Here is a 16,979-nt window from a genome sequence, read left to right as displayed (position 1 = left end):
CTTCTCATTGGGCCGGCGTTTTTTGTGGGCATGCGTATCTGCACTATCGAAGGGCGCTGAAATCCCTCTTCAGCGGGAGAATACGGAAATTCCCCAACCTCACTCCGCCGCCATGCGATTTCGCAGCATTGGCGTCATCGCCAGTGTCAACAGCGTGCCGATTGCCGCAACCACAGACATCACGAAGAAGGGCCAGTCCGGATTGATCTCGTAAATGGCGCCGGAAATGCTGAGGCCGATCGCCATCTGGATGCCTACGGAAGTCGCAAGCAGCCCCTGCCCCGTTCCCGCCCAACGGCTCGGCACGACCCGTGCAAGGATCGCGACGGCCCCCAGATGGGCCGCGCCGAAAGATAGGCCGTGCAAAGTCTGCAAGGCAGCCATGGCGGGGAGCGTGTCGGCGAAGGGGAACAGCAGCCAACGCAAGGTTGCCGCCACCCCGGCGGCCAGCAGAAAGATTGGCGGATCAAACCGTTGTGCCAGTTTTCCGGCAACCGTGAACAGGGCGATTTCAGCCGCAACACCCGTCGCCCACAAGAGACCGATCGCAAAGTCAGGGACATCCATCGCCTGCCAGTAAAGCGTCCCGAAGCCGTAAAAGGCTGAATGGCTCGCCTGGTACAATCCAAGCACCATCAACAGCGGCCAGAACCAGACGCTTTTGAACGGCGTGTCCTTGTGGTCGTCCGAAGTCCCGTCAGCCGCTTCGGAAGGCGTTTCACCACGTTTTTGCCGGGGAAGCGACATGGCAACAGCACCCGTTGCCAGGGACGCAAGGCCGACGGCAACCACGATGAGCCAGGACGTACCTTCCGCAGCCAACGAACCTCCGAAGATGCTGGCAAACACGAAACCGGCTGAACCCCATAGCCGCATGCGGGCGTAATCCGCTCCCGTATTGCGCTGGACATCCAGCGCATAGGCATCGCTGAGCGGCACCACCGGCGCATTCATGACCATGTAGCCGATCACCGCGACGGACAGGAACACCAGCCCTAACGGCAGAAAGTAGAGCCCGATGAAAAACGCGGCGGCCAGCGAATAGATCAGGATCGACAGACGGCGCTGGCCGGTGCGGTCGGAGAGATTCGACAGAAGCGGACTTGCCGCGATCCGGGCAATCGTGCCTATCCCCAGAACAAATCCGATTTCAGCCGCTGTCAGCCCGCGAAACCCGAGCACGACCGGAATAAACGGCAGAAACAGGCCAACGCCGAAGAAATGGCTGGCGAACAGGGCCGAGACACGGCTGCTGATACTGGAACGGTCGAGCGACATGGGATACCGGGCGAAGTAGCGCCCTAAAAGGATGTTAACGTTTTCCGCCTTACCTTGGGGGCGAAGTTGTCCGTGTTACGGCAATAAACGACCCTTAGGCAAGTTGAGATTCGCGTCCACATGAAAGCGGAAGCAGCACAGGAACAGCCGGAGCTGATCGGCGAAGCCGAATACCAGACTCTCGAACAGACCCTGATGGAGTCCGATCGCGGGCGCAGGTTTCTGAAAGAGTTTCTCAATCGCAACAAGACCCCGGAAACCACCGAGATCCTGACCGCGATTGGCCGGCTAGAGAAAATGATGACCCGGCAGCGCAAGGTGCCGGATCTCGACAAGATCCGTCTCGACATTGCCGACATGCACGAGGCTATCGAGCGTACCAAGGCCGAGATTGCCAACATCAAGGCGGAAGGCGAGGAAAGCAACCGCTTTGTCGACGCCTCTCACGAACTCGATGCCATCGTCACCCAGACCGAAGGCGCGACCCAATCCATTCTGGAAGCTGCAGAGCAGATTCAGGAGAAGGCCTGGGTCCTGCGCGAGAATGGTGCGGACGATGCCGTGTGCGACGACATCGATGCCAAGGCGACCGAAATCTTCATGGCCTGTTCCTTCCAGGATCTGACCGGCCAGCGGACCAACAAGGTTGTTCAGGTACTGCGCTATCTTGAAAGCCGCATCAACCTGATGATCAACATCTGGGGCATCCAGGAGCTGGAAGCCGAAGCAACGGCTGGCCCGGTCGACACTCGTCCGGATGCACATCTCCTGAACGGTCCGCAGCTTGCGGGCGGCGTTTCCCAGAACAACGTTGATGAGCTGATGTCCGTCAGCGACGACGTGTTTGACGCCGCACTGAAGGAAACCGGCGCGGAAGCAGCCCCGGCAGAAGCTCCGAAGCATGCCAGCGAAGCTGATGTTGATGCCATCATGGCAAGCGAAGCCGACGTCGATGCCATCATGGCCGGCGGTGACGAGCCGATGGACGCAGCCGCTATCGACGACATGTTCGCCTCCGCTCCTGCTGCCGACGAAGAGGAAGAAGACGACGAATTCGCTGGTGCCGACCCGGACGCCACTCTGGATGAAGCTGCCATCGAACGCCTGTTCGACAGCGAAGTGGGTGGTGGCACTCATGAAGCGGCAGACGAAGCCGAGGCCGACGCCGAATGGGAGCTGACCGAGGAAGTCAGTGAAGAAGATGGTGAAGATCCGCTGAAACAGCTGTCCGAAGCCGAGCGCCAGGCACTCTTCAACTAAGTCTGCATCCGGCAGGATTTTCGAAAAAGGCGCCCGTTACGGCGCCTTTTTTATTGCCGCTCCTATCGATTCTTGCGGATGGAACGCTACGGATTTCCGGGATCGGGGAGCCGGGGCGCGCGAGCGGAAGACCCTTTGCCTCCGAGGTCCCGGCGCAAGGCCGGGACAGCAAGGTGGCGGTCAGCGGCCGGAATTGATCTTGGCGAAGAACTGTTCCGCCTGCTGGCCGAGCTGGCCGGCCTGGTCTTTCAGCGCCGTCGACATGTCCTGAATGGTGCCGACAGTCCCCTCGACATTTTCGACCGACCCGCGCACAGCGGTAATCTCGTCGGTAAAGGCTTGGGTGCCCTGTGCAGCGATCTGGACGTTGGCCGAGATTTCTGCCGTTGCCGACGCCTGTTGCTCCACCGCGGAGGCAATGCCGGTCGCGATTTCGGACAGGGCACCGATTATCGAGGTGATGCCTTCGATATCCTGCACAGACTGTCTGGTCGCCTGCTGAATGCTGGCGACCTGTTCGGTGATTTCTTCCGTCGCCTTGGTGGTCTGGCTGGCGAGTTCCTTCACTTCGGCTGCGACAACCGCAAATCCGCGGCCCATTTCCCCGGCACGCGCCGCTTCAATGGTGGCGTTCAGTGCCAGCAGGTTGGTCTGCTCGGCAATTTCAGAGATCAGCCCGATCACTGATCCGACCTGATCCGCGAAGCCGGCAAGTTTCGTTACGGAGTCGTTTGTGCTGCGTGCACCTTCCACGGCCTTCAGTGCCATCTCGCGGGACTGGCCTGCCTGGCGACCGATCTCGGTGATGGAAGCGGACATTTCCTCCGTTGCCGTCGCGCTTGACTGGACACCGCTTGCGGTTTCGGCAGACGTGTTGTCCATCTTGACCATCCGCTCGCCGATGGAGCCCGTCTCGCGGCGCAGACTGCCCGAAGACACTTCAAGTTGTTCGGATGCCGAGCCAAGCGTGCCGACCGTACCGCCCAGAACGCCCTGAAACTCCTGGATGGCGGCCTTCAGTTCGGTCTCGCGTCCGACAGCGTCTGCCACCATTTTCTCGTGATAGGTGGAGATCGCGACATCCATGTCCAGCATGACCAGCTTCGTCATCACCTGCATGGCCCGAACGCGCTTGCCGGTCGACATGAAGCGCTTCTTCAGGACCGTCTCCGTCAGTTGCGTGAGGGCGAAGGAATAGCCACCGATGTACCAGCTGGGATCGAGGCCGATCCGCACATGTGTGAGGCCGATCTGCACAGCGCGCTTGTGGTAGGCTTCATCCGGGCCCGTTGCAAACAGCCCTTCCCAGTGGCTCATCTGTGCCTTCACCAGGCGCGACTGCTGGTTACCGACCAGTGCCGCCAGATGCGGCACGGTTTTAACGTGTGCGTAGAACCCGTCCAGAACGGTCGGCAAGGCTTCCTTGATTGCCGGCCACATGGACTGGGCCACAGCCCGATCCTCGTCCGTGAAACGGAAAAACTTCAGCCGATCTTTCAAGGTGTTTGTCTGCATGAATGCCTCTTGGATCAGCCGATGGAGGTCCGGTTTGACGGGCCCGTGAGCTGATCGCTGTTCAGTTGCCGAACCTCCGAGCCTCACAGTGAAGAGGCAGGAGATCCTGATTCAATAAAGCACGTGTCACCTGTTCCCTCGCGAACCCATGCGGGCTGTTTAAAGGCACAACAAGGCGTTCCGCGCCATGCTCGATGCATCGGTACGCTGGCAATGTTCAGGTGATGAAAGGAGAAGACGCGGCGCCGTTGCCTGGCAATCCACGCTGGAATTCAATTTTCAGCAGCCCTGTTCGCGCCGTCCCGACGAAAAGGCAAACAGGACTGCCTGGCCCGGTCTCCTCCACCCGACTTCGGCAAGTCATGCTTGTGGAACCGCTCTAGCGGGTAGCCCCCTAAAGGCGCGTTAACGGGACAGCGCAGTCTTTAGCATTTGTGGATCGATGTTTCCGCCCGTCAAAACGATACCGACGGTCTTGCCCCTGAAAGGCAGCTTTCCGGCCAAAAGTGCTGCAAGTGCAACTGCTCCGCCGGGCTCAACGACGAGCTTCAGTTCGGTGAACGCAAAGGCGACGGCAGCCAGAGCTTCCTCGTCCGTGACAGTCACGCCTTCGCCCGCTACGCGGCTTAGAATTGAAAAGCCGATATCACCCGGCGAATCGGACAGGAGCGCATCGCAGACAGAGCCGGTCTTTACGGCATTGGAGAGCCGCTCACCGGCGTCAAGCGAGCGCTTGTAGTCGTCGAACAGCTCCGGTTCAGCAGTATGGAAGACCGTACCGGGCGACTTGGCTTCCAGCGCCAGGGCAATACCGCTGGACAATCCGCCACCGCCGGTACAGGCGAGCACATCGTCCAGATGCAGGCCCAGCGCAGCTGCCTGGGCTGCCATCTCCAGTCCGACTGTACCCTGCCCTGCGATGACACCGACATCGTTGTAGGGGTGGACAAACGTCGCTCCTGACTTGGAACACAGGTCTCCTGCAATCGCGTCACGGTCTTCAGTCTCACGATCGTAGGTGATGACGGACGCCCCGTAGCCGCGTGTGCGCTCCAGCTTGATCCTTGGCGCGTCGGACGGCATGACGATGGTTGCGGGCATGCCGAGCAGCTGCGCGCTTGCAGCAACGCCCTGCGCGTGGTTTCCGGACGAACAGGCCACAACGCCTCTGGGTCGGTCTGCCGGCGGGATGAGGCTGAGGCGGTTGAAGGCCCCGCGAAACTTGAACGAGCCGCTGCGTTGCAGGTTTTCCGGTTTCACGACGACGGTTGCCCCGGTTACCTCATCCAGCAACGGATGCCTCAGAAGCGGTGTCACCAGCGCCTCGCTTCGGATCCTCTCCGCTGCGGCTTCAACATCCTCTATGGAAACGGTTTTACCAGCCAACTTCGAACCTGCTTCAGACACAGGCAGCGATTGCATATTCGTCATCGGAACTCGCTCTAAACGTCAAACAACTGCTCGGAGGCCTGCCGCAGAAGCGTACAAGGCAATGCCTCGGCCCCTTTCAGGGCCGGGTCTCGATGCAAGTGTTTTCACAGGAAAGCGGGCAGTTCCAGCGGGAACTTGTCTTGGTGTCAATTTCGTTTGCCGCACTGCGCGACGTCATCGCACATCAGGGCAGCCGCCTTATTCGGCGGCTTTTCCCTGCGTCGAACGGGCGTTGTGTATGTCCTGGGCTTCAATGCAATTGTCCAGGAACTGACGTGCACTGGCCGCCCAGGTGTAGTTCATCGCAATCGTCCGGCAATGTTCGCGTGGGATATCCAGCGCGGCTTCAGCCGCTTCGCGCAGATCTTCCGACAAGACACCCGCCCCCGTATCGCTGATGACGTCGAGCGGGCCCATTACCGGGAAAGCGGCAACCGGCACGCCGCAGGCCAGGGCCTCAAGCATCACGTTGCCGAAAGTGTCGGTGAGTGAGGGAAACACGAAGACATCCGCGTCGGAATAATGCCTTGCGAGATCCTCGCCCACCTTCGAACCGGTAAAATGCACCCCCGGGTACTCCCGGCGCAGACTGTCGAGCTGCGGGCCACCACCGACCACCACTTTCGATCCCGGCAGGTCGAGATCCAGAAACGCCTTGATGTTCTTTTCGATTGCAACCCGGCCGACATACATGAACACCGGGCGCGGCAGGTCGGCTGGCAGAACGGAACCCTCGTAAGGCTTGAACTGCTGCTCATCCACGCCGCGCGACCAGCGCATCAGATTGGTAAAACCACGGTCACGCAGATCCTGCTCCAGTGACCGTGTTGCGACCATGCAGCCGCAGCCGGAATTGTGAAACCGGCGCAGCCAGCTGTAGGACCAAGTCAGCGGAACCGGCAGCCGGGCTGAAACATATTCGGGAAACCGGGTGTGGTAACTCGTGGTGAACGGACGCCCAGCCTTCTTGGAGACGCTTGCCGCCAGAAGCCCGAGCGGGCCTTCCGTTGCAATGTGCAGATGCTCGCAGCCGTAATCCTCGATCTTCCGACGCACGATGCCGCGATGGGTCAACGACAGGCGAATTTCCGGATAGGTCGGACACGGCAGTGTCGTGAATTCCTGAGGGGTCAGGAATTCCACCCGCACACCGATCTTCTCCAGTTCTTCGGCCGTGCGCTCCAGCGAGCGAACCACACCGTTTATCTGGGGATGCCAGGCATCCGTCACAATCAGAATGGAACTCATGCGGCGACCGGTGCTTCCTTGGCTTTCGCCGGCACGGCCTCCTCCTGGGTACGGTCCACCCATCGGATCACCTCAAATGTTCCATCGTGGTGCTCGGCAACCGCAGTGCAGCTTTCCACCCAGTCACCCGTGTTGATGTAGTGAATGCCGTTCATATCACGGTCCGCGGCGTGGTGAATATGACCACAAATGACGCCATCGACGCCCTGCCGGCGCGCCTCGTCGGACAGGGCTTCTTCGAAACGTCCGATAAAGCTGACCGCGTTCTTGACCTTCAACTTGGCCCAGGCGGACAATGACCAGTAGGTCAGGCCGAGACGGCGGCGGACCACATTGAGCCAGGTGTTGACGCCGAGCGCGGTCACATAAGCCTTGTCGCCAAAGAAGGCCAGCCACTTGGCATGGCGGATCACCACGTCGAACTGGTCACCATGAATGACCAGATAGCGTTTGCCGTTGGCAGCTTCGTGAATGATGCTGTCGGTCACTTCGACACCGCCGAAATGCGTACCGAGGAAGCTGCGCAGAAACTCGTCGTGATTTCCCGGAATATAGATGACCCGGGCTCCCTTGCGCCCCTTGCGCAGGATCTTCTGCACCACGTCGTTGTGAAGCTGTGGCCAGTACCAGGACCGCCGCAGACGCCAGCCATCGGCAATGTCGCCGACCAGGTAGATGGTCTCGGCTTCATTGTCCTTCAGAAAGTCCAGCAGCATCTCCGCCTGACAACCGCGCGTGCCAAGATGGACGTCGGAAATAAACAAGGCCCGGTAATGCCGCGATGCCTCAGCGGTAGACATAGCACTTCTCCAAATTCCCTTTGGAGCGCTATAGACGCGATTCAAGTATCACTATTATGACAAACGGCGTGACTTCCCCGGGGCTGTTTGTTTTCCAGCTTAATGATTAACACCGGCACGGATCGGGTATTGGCCTCCCTCACTTCATTCCGTTGCTTCACGAACATCTTGCCGGATGCTGACCGGCTCCATATGTCCCTGACGGCATTTGACAGCATCGGGTTTTGCCAGCCACAAAGCATGTCCAACCTGCATCAAGGAGAACGTTCATGGACCTCGGCCTCAAGGGCAAAAAGGCAATCATCTGTGCGTCAAGCCGCGGCCTCGGCAAGGGCTGCGCCGAAGCACTGGCGGAAGCAGGCTGCGACATCGTCCTGAACGGACGTAACGAAACGGTTCTGGAAGAAACCCGCACGCTGCTGCAGAACCGCTTCGGCGTGAGCGTTGCCGCCATTGCAGCGGATGTTTCCACACGGCAAGGTCAAGAAGCGCTTCTTGCGGCCTGCCCGGACCCGGACATCCTGGTCAACAACAATGGTGGCCCACCCCGGCGTGACTATTCCGAGCTGGACCGTGCGGCGCTGATGGAAGGTGTGGTGCAGAATTTCGTCACCCCCATCGAGCTGATCCAGGCGGTTGTTCCCGGCATGAAGGAGCGCGGTTTCGGCCGCATCGTCAACATCACTTCGCTTTCGGTAAAGATGCCGATCGAAGGTCTCGATCTGTCCAGCGGTGCTCGGGCGGGGCTCACGGCATTCCTGGCCGGCGTCTGCCGCCAGCTTGCCCCCCACGGCGTGACCGTCAACAACCTGCTGCCCGGCAAGATGGACACCGATCGTCTGAAAGGCGGCTTCGAGCGCGCCGCGCAGCAGTCAGGCAAAAGCATCGAGGATGTCCGGGCGGCACAGGCAGCAGAAATCCCGGCAAGACGTTTCGGTTCAGCCGAGGAGTTCGGCCAGACCTGCGCTTTCCTGTGCTCCCGCCACGCCGGTTACATCACCGGCCAGAACATCCTGATGGATGGCGGACTCTATCCGGCGGCGTTCTAAGCCTCCCAAGTCATGAAGAAAGGCCGGAGCATATGCTCCGGCCTTTCCTGAATGGCTGATCTTTCTGATCAGAACTTGTAGCGCAGCGCGGCAGAAATGATGTTGACGCTGCTGTCGACATCCCCCGAATAGGTACCGAATGCCGCGTTGTAGTCCTGGTGACTGGAATCGATGTTGATATCGGTCGATTCCGGAATGATGTGCGTGTAGCCGACATCGAACGCCAGGTGCTCGTTGAAGGTGTAGCTGGCACCAGCCGACAGCCACCAGCGGTTATTGTCCGGCAGACGCGTGGAGCGGATCTTTTCGTCGATCGGCGAGATTTCGTAACCGACGCCACCGCGGAAGGTCAGCTTTTCGTTGAAGTCGTATTCACCGCCCAGGGAGAAGAACCAGCCGTCGTCATAGTTGAAGTGCAGGACGGTGGCCTCTGCGCCGGTTGCATCGTTGATCGCACGTGGCGACTTGAGCCGGCTCCAGTTGGTCCATTCCACCGTTCCAAGAACGCGGATCTTGTCGGTCACCTTCTGTTTTGCGGAAAGGTTGATCATGTCCGGCGTAACGACACCCAGGCCGATCGCCGTTGTGACACCACCGGCGAACAGGTCGCCGTCGAGATCGTGACCGACACCGGAGCGATATCCAAGTCCGATTTCAGTCCCCTCGAACGGTCGCACCGTCAGACCAGCCGTCACACCGAAACCGATGTCATCACCAGTGATCTGGTTCGAACGGGGGAAGCCCGCTCCGGAAGTGGCGTCGGCGGATTTCAGCGACACGTCCAGGTATTGCGCCTGAACACCGATCGCGATCGCGAACATATCGTTGATCTGAAGCGCAACCGTCGGGTTGACGTTCAACGAGAACACGGAAGACGAACGGGAATAGAACTGGGCCGCCCAGTTCTGCTCCGGTTTTGTCGACAGGCCGAAGGGTGCGTTGATACCGACACCGAAGATCAGCTTTTCATTCAGCCGGTAGGCTGCGTACGAAGCGGGAATGAACGCGTCGGAAGCAATGTCGCCACTGCCGATCGAAGACGTACCGAGGAACCCGCCGGACAGCGTGCCGTTGATATCCGAACTTGGAAAGAGCCCCGTATTATGCGCTTCGATGGTGAGACCCTGCTGAGCGCCGATAAGCGACGCCGGGTTCCAGTACATCGAAGAGATCGAACCGCCGGACGTACCATACCCGGCAAAAGACATGCCCTGAAAGTACGAGCTCTGCTCTCTAAGTGCGAAACCACCTGCGAACGCAGAACCTGCAACCATTGATAGAGCTACAGCTGTAGAAGCAAGTAGAACTGATTTCTTGTTTACCCACGGCATTGAGTTTCCTCCCATCCCCTAGCCACCGGATGTGTGATGACAACCTGAGACAGGGTTTTAGGAGAATGCCGTCCGTTTCAACTGAATATTTACGTCAGTTATGCGGTTGTTTTTTCATGCTGCAATGCGAAATGCGCGGCTTTTCTGGTAGGTATTGCTGCGTAGACATTCAAAACACTTCAAAAACGACAGGTTCAGAGTCTCTTCGTCATCGCACCGACACACTTTCAGACATTTGCCTAAAAAACAGGCACTCGAAATGTCAGTTTCCGATAACGTAATTTAACGGTGAATCGTTGCGGCTTTGCCACAGGTTTCGTGACGGAATGTGGATCTTTTGTAGGACAAGTTCCTTGATATTCCTTGGTAAAAACGCCAATCACCTTTCCTAACGGAAACCGTGTCGGCACACCGTTGCGCGGTAGCCTTTCCTTTCGAAATTGAATTTTTGTCAGGAAGTTTGTCAGCAGGCGACGCGCCACTGTCCGGCCAATTACAGCTTTTCCGGCAAGGCAGGTTGCAAGCTGCGAACCGGTGGGTTGCACCGGCTCGCAGAAAGAGATGGTCCAAGACCGCACTCCATTCCTTGTTTGCAGCCTCAAGCGGCAAGCCTAGCTGTCGCGAGCTTCGAGGAAGCGGCGCATGGCAACGTCACTCCAGGGGGCAAGGCGTGCCCGCGCAGCCATATGACTGTCGTAGATCCTCTGGCTAAGCGCATCCTTGCTCGCGAACTCGGACAGCACGACTGCCGAAGTCTCCCGCAAAGCATCCAGAACGTCGTCCGGATAAGGACGGACGGTAACGCCGTCCTCTTCCTGCAGGAGCTTCAGTGCGCCTGCATTCTCCCAATCACTTTCTGCAAGCGAGCGGCCGTTTTCTGCCTTGCAGGCCTCTAGAACGATTGCGCCAAGGTCTTCCGGCAGACCTTCCAGCGCCACCTTGTTGAACAGCGCTTCACCGGTGCCGTTGGGTTCATGGAACCCCGGCGTGTAGTAGGACTTGGCTGCTTTCTGGAACCCCATTGCCCTGTCCGACCAGGGACCCAGGAATTCGGTAGCGTCCAGCACACCGCTGTCCAACGCCTGGAACAACTCTGCAGGCGGCAGGCTGACAGGCGTCGCCCCAAGCCGGTGCATCACTTCGCCGCCAAGGCCCGGCATGCGGATCTTCAGCCCCTTGAGATCGTCAAGAGTGTTGATTTCGCGCTTGAACCAGCCCCCCATCTGGACGCCGGTGTTGCCGGCCATTACGGGCCTTAGTCCGAACGGGGCATAAAGCTCGTCCCAAAGCGCCTGGCCGCCCCCCTGCTCAATCCAGGTGATATGCTCATGCGGCAACAAACCGAAAGGGATGGCGGTGAAATAGACCGAAGCCGGGATCTTGCCCTGCCAGAAAAACGAGGCCGTGTGCGCCATCTGCGCCGTCCCCGCCGAGACGGCCTCGAACACGCCCAGAGCCGGCACCAGTTCCCCTGCAGCATAAAGCCGAACGCGCAGGCGACCGCCGGACATCAGCTCGATCCTGTCGGCAATGCGCTGCGCCGTGACCCCGGGCCCCGGCAGGTTCTTTGGCCAGGATGTGACCATCTTCCATTCCAGCGTCGCCTGCTCCTGCGCCACCGCCGGGGCGGCCAATGCGCTTGCACCGGCGGCGGCGGAAGCCCCCAGAAGTCCGCGACGGCTGATCCGTCCGGTTTCGGTCTTTGGCTGATCGGTCATCTCACTTGCTCCAGAACGCGTGGAAATGATGGACTGGCCCGTGACCACTGCCAATGTGAAGCGTGTCGGCAGCGGCGATGGCAGCCTGAATATAGGACTTGGCGGACCTGACGGCCGCTTCCATCTCCTGCCCCTTGGCGAGACCCGAGGCAATCGCGGATGACAGGGTGCAACCGGTGCCATGCGTGTTGTCGGTCTTGATCCGCTCTGACCTGAGCCAGACCGCATTGCCGTTGCGATCCAGAAGCAGATCGGCGCTATTCGCGCCAGACCCGTGCCCGCCCTTGAGCAGAACCGCATTGGCTCCAAGACCGAGCAGACGTTCTGCCTGCGCCTGCATTTGCGTTTCGTCCGCGGCAACGTCGCCCTGCAACATGCGGGCAACTTCATGCAGGTTCGGGGTAACAATATCGGCCAGCGGCAGCAGCAAGGCAATCAGCGTGTCGACCGCACTGTCGGCAAGCAACGGGTCACCAGACGCAGCCACCATCACCGGGTCAAGCACAACCGGGCCTGTCTCATGTGCCCGAAGCCCTTCAGCTACCACCTCGATCGTATCGACACGCGACAGCATGCCGATCTTTGTCGCCTTGACGGCAAGGTCGGAAAAGACGGCCGTCATCTGGGCCCGCACGAACTCCGGCGGCACATCATGGATGGCGCTGACGCCAAGCGTGTTCTGCGCCGTCAGGGCTGCAATAACACTGGCACCAAAGACGCCATTTGCGGAAAAGGTCTTGAGATCAGCCTGAATGCCGGCTCCGCCGCCGGAATCCGATCCTGCAATGGTTACCGCAATTGCGGTCATGGGAACCTCCTGGGAGTAGATGCCGAAAAGGCTGCGTCAGCCGGTCTTCAAACGGGCTTCAATGTCGCGGTCAGTCAGGCAATAGAGTGCGTCGAGCAACTCCGGCACCAGACTGCCTGGCCCGCCTGACCGGCTGGCCGCGATTTCGCCGGCAATGTTGAAGACGGACAGTCCGCAAGCAACTGCAAGCGCCCTGTCCTTTTCGATGCTCAGGAACGCTGCCAGAACGGCACCGCCGGCACAGCCGGTGGCCGTCACGCGCGACATCAGTGGATCGCCGTTGCGCAGCAGGAAATCCTCGCCGCGGCTCTCGACCCTGTCTTCCGGGCCGGTAACCGCAAAAACCGTTCCGGCCTCGATCAATGCATCGGCATCCGCCCGCTCCGGCAGGAGAGCGTTGAGTTCTTCCGGATTGAGCCGCACCAGATCCGGCTTGAGGCCCAGCAGATCGCGCGCATAGGCGCAGCGCACGGGAGACCGGTTGACGAAAACCGGATCGACACAAACCGGACGTCCGGCAGTCCTGGCAGCTTCGATCGCTAGCGGAATGGCCGCACGACGTTCCTCGTCAAGGGTGCCGAGGTTCACCAGCAGTGCATCAGCCCCGCCGGCAAAAGCCGCAACTTCCTCCCGCGCGATGGTCATGGAAGGAACGGCGCCGAGCGCAAGCAGCACATTGGCGGTGAAACTCTGGGCGACCGCGTTTGTGATGGCGTGAACGCGCGGCGTTTTCTGTCGCACCCTTTCCAGAAGGGTGAAGACCTGTTCGGCGCTCAGGGCTTGCGTGGAAGCAGCAACGGAAAGGCTCATGACGGCTCTCCTGCGACAGAAAGCCCGTTGCCGGTATTCCGGAAAGGACGTGTTGAAGGGAGTGGTGTGTGCATCATGATCTCAAATCCCTCCGCCGGTATCAGCCGGATCAGGTTCAAGGAGTTGGCAGGCCGCCTCTCAGCCCGGTCCAGGATGGCCGGGCACCCCCATGAGATGATTGCACTGCTAACAAGCCGGCCGTGCGATTGCAAGACCCGGCTTGTGCAGAGCCGCTACTCGGCAATTGACTGGCGGGAGGAGATAGGCGATGTCCTAGTCTGCTTTCGTGAATCTGTTGCCCGGCATGTTTGGCTGACCGAACAGCCCGGCTGATGGTTCAGGTGACACGTTCACCCCCTTCAAACACCAACTGCCCGGAGCGCCCCATGGTACCGTTTTTCGTGATGATCAAATGCCAGTTGGGCAAGACCTACCAGGTCGCCAATGCGATCGCCGATGCGGAAATTGCGTCCGAAGTCTACTCCACCTCCGGCGACTACGATCTTCTGGTGAAATTCTATGTCGACGACGGTTCGGACATTGGCCACTTCGTGAACGAGAAGGTCCACCCGATCGACGGCATTCAGGACACCAAAACCATCATTACCTTCAAGGCCTTCTGAACTCAGACCCGGAAATTTCCATGAAACTCATTAAAATCGCCGCCCTTTGCCTGCCCCTCGCTCTTGCTCCGATCGGCTCGACCGCGTCCGCGCAAGGCATGCCGCCGGAGCAGATCAAGCAGATTCTGGACCTTACCAAGGCCAACTGGGTGTCATTCCGCGACTGGCAGGGCCAGGAGCTGATCTATTTCACCCACCTGGAATCCTGGAAGTGCGGCATCGAGTATGTCTTCTACGGACTGAACGACGACCCGATTGAGCAGGAATGGCAACTGGAAGCCTGTGACCCGGACAACCAGAATGTCGTTCTGAAGGACAAGCCCTATCTGGAGCTGCCCCTGGGGTCGGCCCAGTCGATCAGCGTGCAGCTGATTTTCAAGGACGGCACCAAGAGCGCTGTTGAGCGGTTCGAATACAAGTCGCAGTAAGGCCGATTTCGGAAGCCACCCGCATTCGCCGTCATTCCGGACAAGCGCAGTAAAGCTGCGCGCCGATCCGGGATCCAGCGCATCAGCGTGAGCAAAGCGAACTCTTCTCTCTTTGTGTAATGCCGCGCCTAAGGCGCGAAATAAGTGCTGGATTCCGGATCTGCGCACAGCATTGCTGTGCTTGTCCGGAATGACGGGGAAGACAGCGGGATCTGCCCTCTTGTCTCCCCCTACGAACGCGAGGGCGATGACGCCCGGCGTGCCTTTGTCCGGTCCAGCCCGAGCTTGTGCTCGCGGTAGATGACGAAAATACCGGCGGCTATCACGATCAGCGCCCCCAGCACCACCGCTGGCAATGGCGTTTCGCTGAACACCACCCAACCGACAATGATCGCCCACAGCATGTTGACATAGTCGAACGGGGCAATGGTGGAGGCATCCGCGAACCGGTAGCTCTGCGTCAACAGGATCTGGCCGACACCGCCCGCAAGGCCGATCAGCAGAAGCAGGCCTGCCGTGGGCAGGTCCGGAATGATCCAGGCCTGACCCGGCAGCAGAAAACCAAGCGGAAGCGTAAGCAGCGACAATACGGACGACATGCCCGCAAACCAGGTAACGATCGTGGACGTGCGCTCCGTCTCGCACAATTTGCGCACAGTGATCATGGCGAGCGCGGCAAAGCCGGCTCCTGTCAGGCCGATCAAGGCCCCGATCATCGAGTTGCTATCCAACTCCGCGTCACCCAGATGCGGTGACAGCACAACCAGAATGCCGACAAAGCCGACACCGACTGCGCTCCAGCGATAGACCCGCACCTTTTCGCCAAGGAGCAGAAACGCCAGCACCACCACGAAGAGCGGCGATGCAAAGCCGATCGCCGTCGCATCCGGCAAGGGCAGCAGAGACAACGCGGTAAAGCCGCAAACCATCGCCGTCAGGCCGACGGACGCCCGGGTAAGATGTCCCAGCGGGTTGGCCGTTCGAAAGGCGAGCCCCAACTCCCGGCGCATCGCCACCATGATCAGCACCGGAAACAGCCCGAAGAAATTCCGTGCGAACACAAGCTCACCGATCGGCACCGTCTCGGCGGCGATCTTGAGGGCCGTTGCCATGACGAAGAACACCATGGTGGAGGCCACTTTCAGCGATATTCCGATAAGAGGTGCCTGCCGGGTCATCCCGGTAGGCGCCGGAGGTCCGGAGAAACGGGACTTCTGGCTCAAGAACGCCATGACAACTTCCAGGCCCGGCGCTCTTCATGAAGCCACGGGCGGTGCGTCGGACCGCGGAACCGCCGGGACAGAAAACTGGCTTGAACGTCTTGCGCAGACCTGACCTTAAGCTTGCGCCCCCGGTTCAGGAGTGGTGCCGCCGGCAACCGCGAGCTCCCGCTCGGCAATGGAGACCTCAAAGCCTTTCAGACGTTTGTAGATGGACAGGAGCTCGATGATCGTCGTCCAGGAATTCACCAGGAATTGGAAGGACGAGGACACCTGGCTGAAGGCCGTCAGGATTTGCTGCACGATACCAAAGGTGATCTTGCCCACCACAATCGTCGGAATGAGGATGAAATAGGAGAAGATGTTGTCCGACTGAAGGTAAATGCCGCGGGCCAGGTTAAAATAGAGATAGTGGAAGTAGAGCCGGAAATAGTTTTGACGGACAAAACCGAACAGCTCGCGCAAGGTCGCCGGATTGGCGCGATCTTCATGATCTTCCCCGTACACAAGTTCCTTACGGTAGGCTGCCTCAACGCGCTGGTTGTGGAACTCCAGTCCGGGCAGCTTGATGCCGACAAGGCCGAGCAAAACCGTCCCGAACAGCGACCAGATGATTGCCGCGGTGAACAATGGCGCCGGAATTTCGCCTACGATCGGCAGGGACGAGACATGACTTGAAAGCGCAAACAGCACCGGCAAGAAGGCAATCAGTGTCATGATCGAGTCGATGAATGCAACGCCAAGCCCTTCCATGATGGAAGCAAAGCGCATCGTGTCTTCCTGAATACGCTGCGAGGCACCTTCGATGTGACGCACATTCGACCACTTTTCGACGTAGTAGTCGTTCATCGCCGTACGCCAGCGGAAGACGTAGTGGCTGACGAAGAAGCGCGTGAAGATGTAGAGAATGACCCAGACCGATGTAATCTGCGCGAAGATCAGCATCAGGTTATAGAAGTCTGCTGCGGTGACACCGCTTTCCTCTCCATTGAGCGCGTTTTGCAGCGTATCGAAGAACGGTCTGCGCCAGTTGTTGATCGCGACTGACACCTGAACGCTGTAGTAGGTCATGAAAATGATCAGGGACGAGCCCCAGATCGACCAGATCTGCCAGCGGTGGTCGCGGGAGAACATCCACCAGAAACCGCCGAAGAGCAGCGTGCAGATGCCGTAATAGATATAGAACCAAAGAAAATCAGGTGTGACGAAATAGGGCAGCCCGATGGGGGGTTGCTCACCCTGTGGCGGCGTGCCGAAGCCCAGTGTTTCTGTCAATCCTTCAGCAAACCCGTACCAGGCAAGGATTGCGGCGAGTGACCAGAGGAAGGCAGACAGGAAGAAAAGTTTGGGCTTGGGAAAGAAGGACTGAAACAACGGGAGGATCCTATTTCTTGAAGCGGAAGGATTCGCGCCACGCACCGATGAACCGCAAGATTGCGGCAAGAACCGGATAATTCATA

The 16,979-nt window shown here is 59.3% G+C and carries 15 protein-coding genes and 1 riboswitch; of the genes, 4 read left to right on the top strand and 11 right to left on the bottom strand.

What is annotated here, in order from left to right; translation table 11 throughout:
- Window positions 1–99 precede the first annotated feature (99 nt).
- Window positions 100–1,278 (bottom strand): MFS transporter, encoded by a 1,179-nt coding sequence (locus HEP89_RS17295; protein ID WP_055655304.1) that lies wholly within the window; start codon window positions 1,276–1,278, stop codon window positions 100–102.
- Window positions 1,279–1,398: 120 nt separating this feature from the next.
- Here HEP89_RS17295 and HEP89_RS17290 point away from each other — a divergent pair, with 120 nt between their 5' ends.
- The gene (locus tag HEP89_RS17290; protein ID WP_077292417.1) at window positions 1,399–2,538 is read left to right on the top strand and encodes a protein phosphatase CheZ; all 1,140 of its coding nucleotides are present in this window, start codon (window positions 1,399–1,401) and stop codon (window positions 2,536–2,538) included.
- A 180-nt stretch (window positions 2,539–2,718) separates the two neighbouring features.
- On the opposite strand, the gene HEP89_RS17285 is transcribed toward HEP89_RS17290, so the two are convergent.
- From HEP89_RS17285 to HEP89_RS17270, 4 genes are all read right to left on the bottom strand, one after another.
- Complete coding sequence (locus HEP89_RS17285; protein ID WP_168692601.1) at window positions 2,719–4,053, bottom strand: globin-coupled sensor protein; 1,335 nt, start codon at window positions 4,051–4,053, stop codon at window positions 2,719–2,721.
- Window positions 4,054–4,458: 405 nt separating this feature from the next.
- A complete protein-coding gene (locus tag HEP89_RS17280) occupies window positions 4,459–5,484 on the bottom strand; it encodes a threonine/serine dehydratase (protein ID WP_197923241.1) in 1,026 nt (341 codons plus the stop codon).
- Between the two features lie 198 nt (window positions 5,485–5,682).
- Entirely contained in the window at window positions 5,683–6,732 is a 1,050-nt protein-coding gene (locus HEP89_RS17275; protein WP_168692600.1) for a glycosyltransferase family 1 protein, read from the bottom strand.
- Window positions 6,729–7,532: a UDP-2,3-diacylglucosamine diphosphatase gene (locus tag HEP89_RS17270; RefSeq protein ID WP_023000648.1), complete on the bottom strand. Its 804-nt coding sequence runs from the start codon at window positions 7,530–7,532 to the stop codon at window positions 6,729–6,731. The genes HEP89_RS17275 and HEP89_RS17270 overlap by 4 nt, the downstream gene beginning before the upstream one ends.
- Before the next feature lie 269 nt (window positions 7,533–7,801).
- Between HEP89_RS17270 and HEP89_RS17265 the strand changes: the two genes are divergently transcribed.
- Window positions 7,802–8,581, top strand: a complete 780-nt coding sequence (locus HEP89_RS17265; RefSeq protein ID WP_168692599.1) for an SDR family oxidoreductase — start codon at window positions 7,802–7,804, stop codon at window positions 8,579–8,581.
- Window positions 8,582–8,649: 68 nt separating this feature from the next.
- Here HEP89_RS17265 and HEP89_RS17260 read toward each other — a convergent pair whose 3' ends face one another.
- The 4 genes from HEP89_RS17260 to HEP89_RS17245 all read right to left on the bottom strand — a co-directional run bounded on the left by HEP89_RS17260 (window position 8,650) and on the right by HEP89_RS17245 (window position 13,248).
- Window positions 8,650–9,855 (bottom strand): OmpP1/FadL family transporter, encoded by a 1,206-nt coding sequence (locus HEP89_RS17260; protein WP_209009284.1) that lies wholly within the window; start codon window positions 9,853–9,855, stop codon window positions 8,650–8,652.
- Window positions 9,856–10,523: 668 nt separating this feature from the next.
- Window positions 10,524–11,630 (bottom strand): TRAP transporter substrate-binding protein, encoded by a 1,107-nt coding sequence (locus tag HEP89_RS17255; protein WP_023000645.1) that lies wholly within the window; start codon window positions 11,628–11,630, stop codon window positions 10,524–10,526.
- Window position 11,631: 1 nt separating this feature from the next.
- Entirely contained in the window at window positions 11,632–12,438 is an 807-nt protein-coding gene (thiD, locus tag HEP89_RS17250; protein WP_168692598.1) for a bifunctional hydroxymethylpyrimidine kinase/phosphomethylpyrimidine kinase, read from the bottom strand.
- 36 nt (window positions 12,439–12,474) lie between these two features.
- Window positions 12,475–13,248 carry a hydroxyethylthiazole kinase gene (locus HEP89_RS17245; protein ID WP_168692597.1) on the bottom strand — a complete coding sequence of 258 codons (774 nt, stop codon included), beginning with the start codon at window positions 13,246–13,248 and terminating at the stop codon, window positions 12,475–12,477.
- A 68-nt stretch (window positions 13,249–13,316) separates the two neighbouring features.
- Window positions 13,317–13,427: riboswitch (TPP riboswitch) on the bottom strand.
- Between the two features lie 207 nt (window positions 13,428–13,634).
- On the opposite strand from HEP89_RS17245, the gene HEP89_RS17240 reads away from it, so the two are divergent.
- Both HEP89_RS17240 and HEP89_RS17235 read left to right on the top strand, forming a co-directional pair.
- Window positions 13,635–13,871 (top strand): Lrp/AsnC ligand binding domain-containing protein, encoded by a 237-nt coding sequence (locus HEP89_RS17240; protein WP_023000641.1) that lies wholly within the window; start codon window positions 13,635–13,637, stop codon window positions 13,869–13,871.
- Window positions 13,872–13,891: 20 nt separating this feature from the next.
- Window positions 13,892–14,299, top strand: coding sequence for a hypothetical protein (locus HEP89_RS17235; protein WP_168692596.1), 408 nt, complete (start codon window positions 13,892–13,894; stop codon window positions 14,297–14,299).
- 230 nt (window positions 14,300–14,529) lie between these two features.
- Here the strand turns inward: HEP89_RS17235 and HEP89_RS17230 are convergent, their stop codons facing one another.
- A complete protein-coding gene (locus HEP89_RS17230) occupies window positions 14,530–15,531 on the bottom strand; it encodes a DMT family transporter (RefSeq protein WP_051990128.1) in 1,002 nt (333 codons plus the stop codon).
- Window positions 15,532–15,636: 105 nt separating this feature from the next.
- Window positions 15,637–16,893 carry a peptide antibiotic transporter SbmA gene (gene sbmA / locus HEP89_RS17225; RefSeq protein WP_023000637.1) on the bottom strand — a complete coding sequence of 419 codons (1,257 nt, stop codon included), beginning with the start codon at window positions 16,891–16,893 and terminating at the stop codon, window positions 15,637–15,639.
- Window positions 16,894–16,979 lie beyond the last annotated feature (86 nt).

Source organism: Labrenzia sp. 5N, assembly GCF_012395805.1.
Classification (GTDB): domain Bacteria; phylum Pseudomonadota; class Alphaproteobacteria; order Rhizobiales; family Stappiaceae; genus Roseibium; species Roseibium algicola.
Note: the sequence above shows the minus strand (reverse complement) of the source record. Positions and strands in the feature narration are given on the sequence as shown.

Bases quoted from the DNA above. Each gene is read 5' to 3' on its own strand.
- HEP89_RS17270 (WP_023000648.1), bottom strand. From the start codon at position 7,532: ATGTCTACCGCTGAGGCATCGCGGCATTACCGGGCCTTGTTTATTTCC.
- thiD (WP_168692598.1), bottom strand. From the start codon at position 12,438: ATGACCGCAATTGCGGTAACCATTGCAGGATCGGATTCCGGCGGCGGA.
- HEP89_RS17240 (WP_023000641.1), top strand. From the start codon at position 13,635: ATGGTACCGTTTTTCGTGATGATCAAATGCCAGTTGGGCAAGACCTAC.
- HEP89_RS17285 (WP_168692601.1), bottom strand. From the start codon at position 4,053: ATGCAGACAAACACCTTGAAAGATCGGCTGAAGTTTTTCCGTTTCACG.
- HEP89_RS17230 (WP_051990128.1), bottom strand. From the start codon at position 15,531: ATGGCGTTCTTGAGCCAGAAGTCCCGTTTCTCCGGACCTCCGGCGCCT.
- HEP89_RS17290 (WP_077292417.1), top strand. From the start codon at position 1,399: ATGAAAGCGGAAGCAGCACAGGAACAGCCGGAGCTGATCGGCGAAGCC.
- HEP89_RS17280 (WP_197923241.1), bottom strand. From the start codon at position 5,484: ATGACGAATATGCAATCGCTGCCTGTGTCTGAAGCAGGTTCGAAGTTG.
- HEP89_RS17255 (WP_023000645.1), bottom strand. From the start codon at position 11,630: ATGACCGATCAGCCAAAGACCGAAACCGGACGGATCAGCCGTCGCGGA.
- HEP89_RS17245 (WP_168692597.1), bottom strand. From the start codon at position 13,248: ATGAGCCTTTCCGTTGCTGCTTCCACGCAAGCCCTGAGCGCCGAACAG.
- HEP89_RS17260 (WP_209009284.1), bottom strand. From the start codon at position 9,855: ATGGTTGCAGGTTCTGCGTTCGCAGGTGGTTTCGCACTTAGAGAGCAG.
- HEP89_RS17235 (WP_168692596.1), top strand. From the start codon at position 13,892: ATGAAACTCATTAAAATCGCCGCCCTTTGCCTGCCCCTCGCTCTTGCT.
- HEP89_RS17275 (WP_168692600.1), bottom strand. From the start codon at position 6,732: ATGAGTTCCATTCTGATTGTGACGGATGCCTGGCATCCCCAGATAAAC.
- HEP89_RS17295 (WP_055655304.1), bottom strand. From the start codon at position 1,278: ATGTCGCTCGACCGTTCCAGTATCAGCAGCCGTGTCTCGGCCCTGTTC.
- HEP89_RS17265 (WP_168692599.1), top strand. From the start codon at position 7,802: ATGGACCTCGGCCTCAAGGGCAAAAAGGCAATCATCTGTGCGTCAAGC.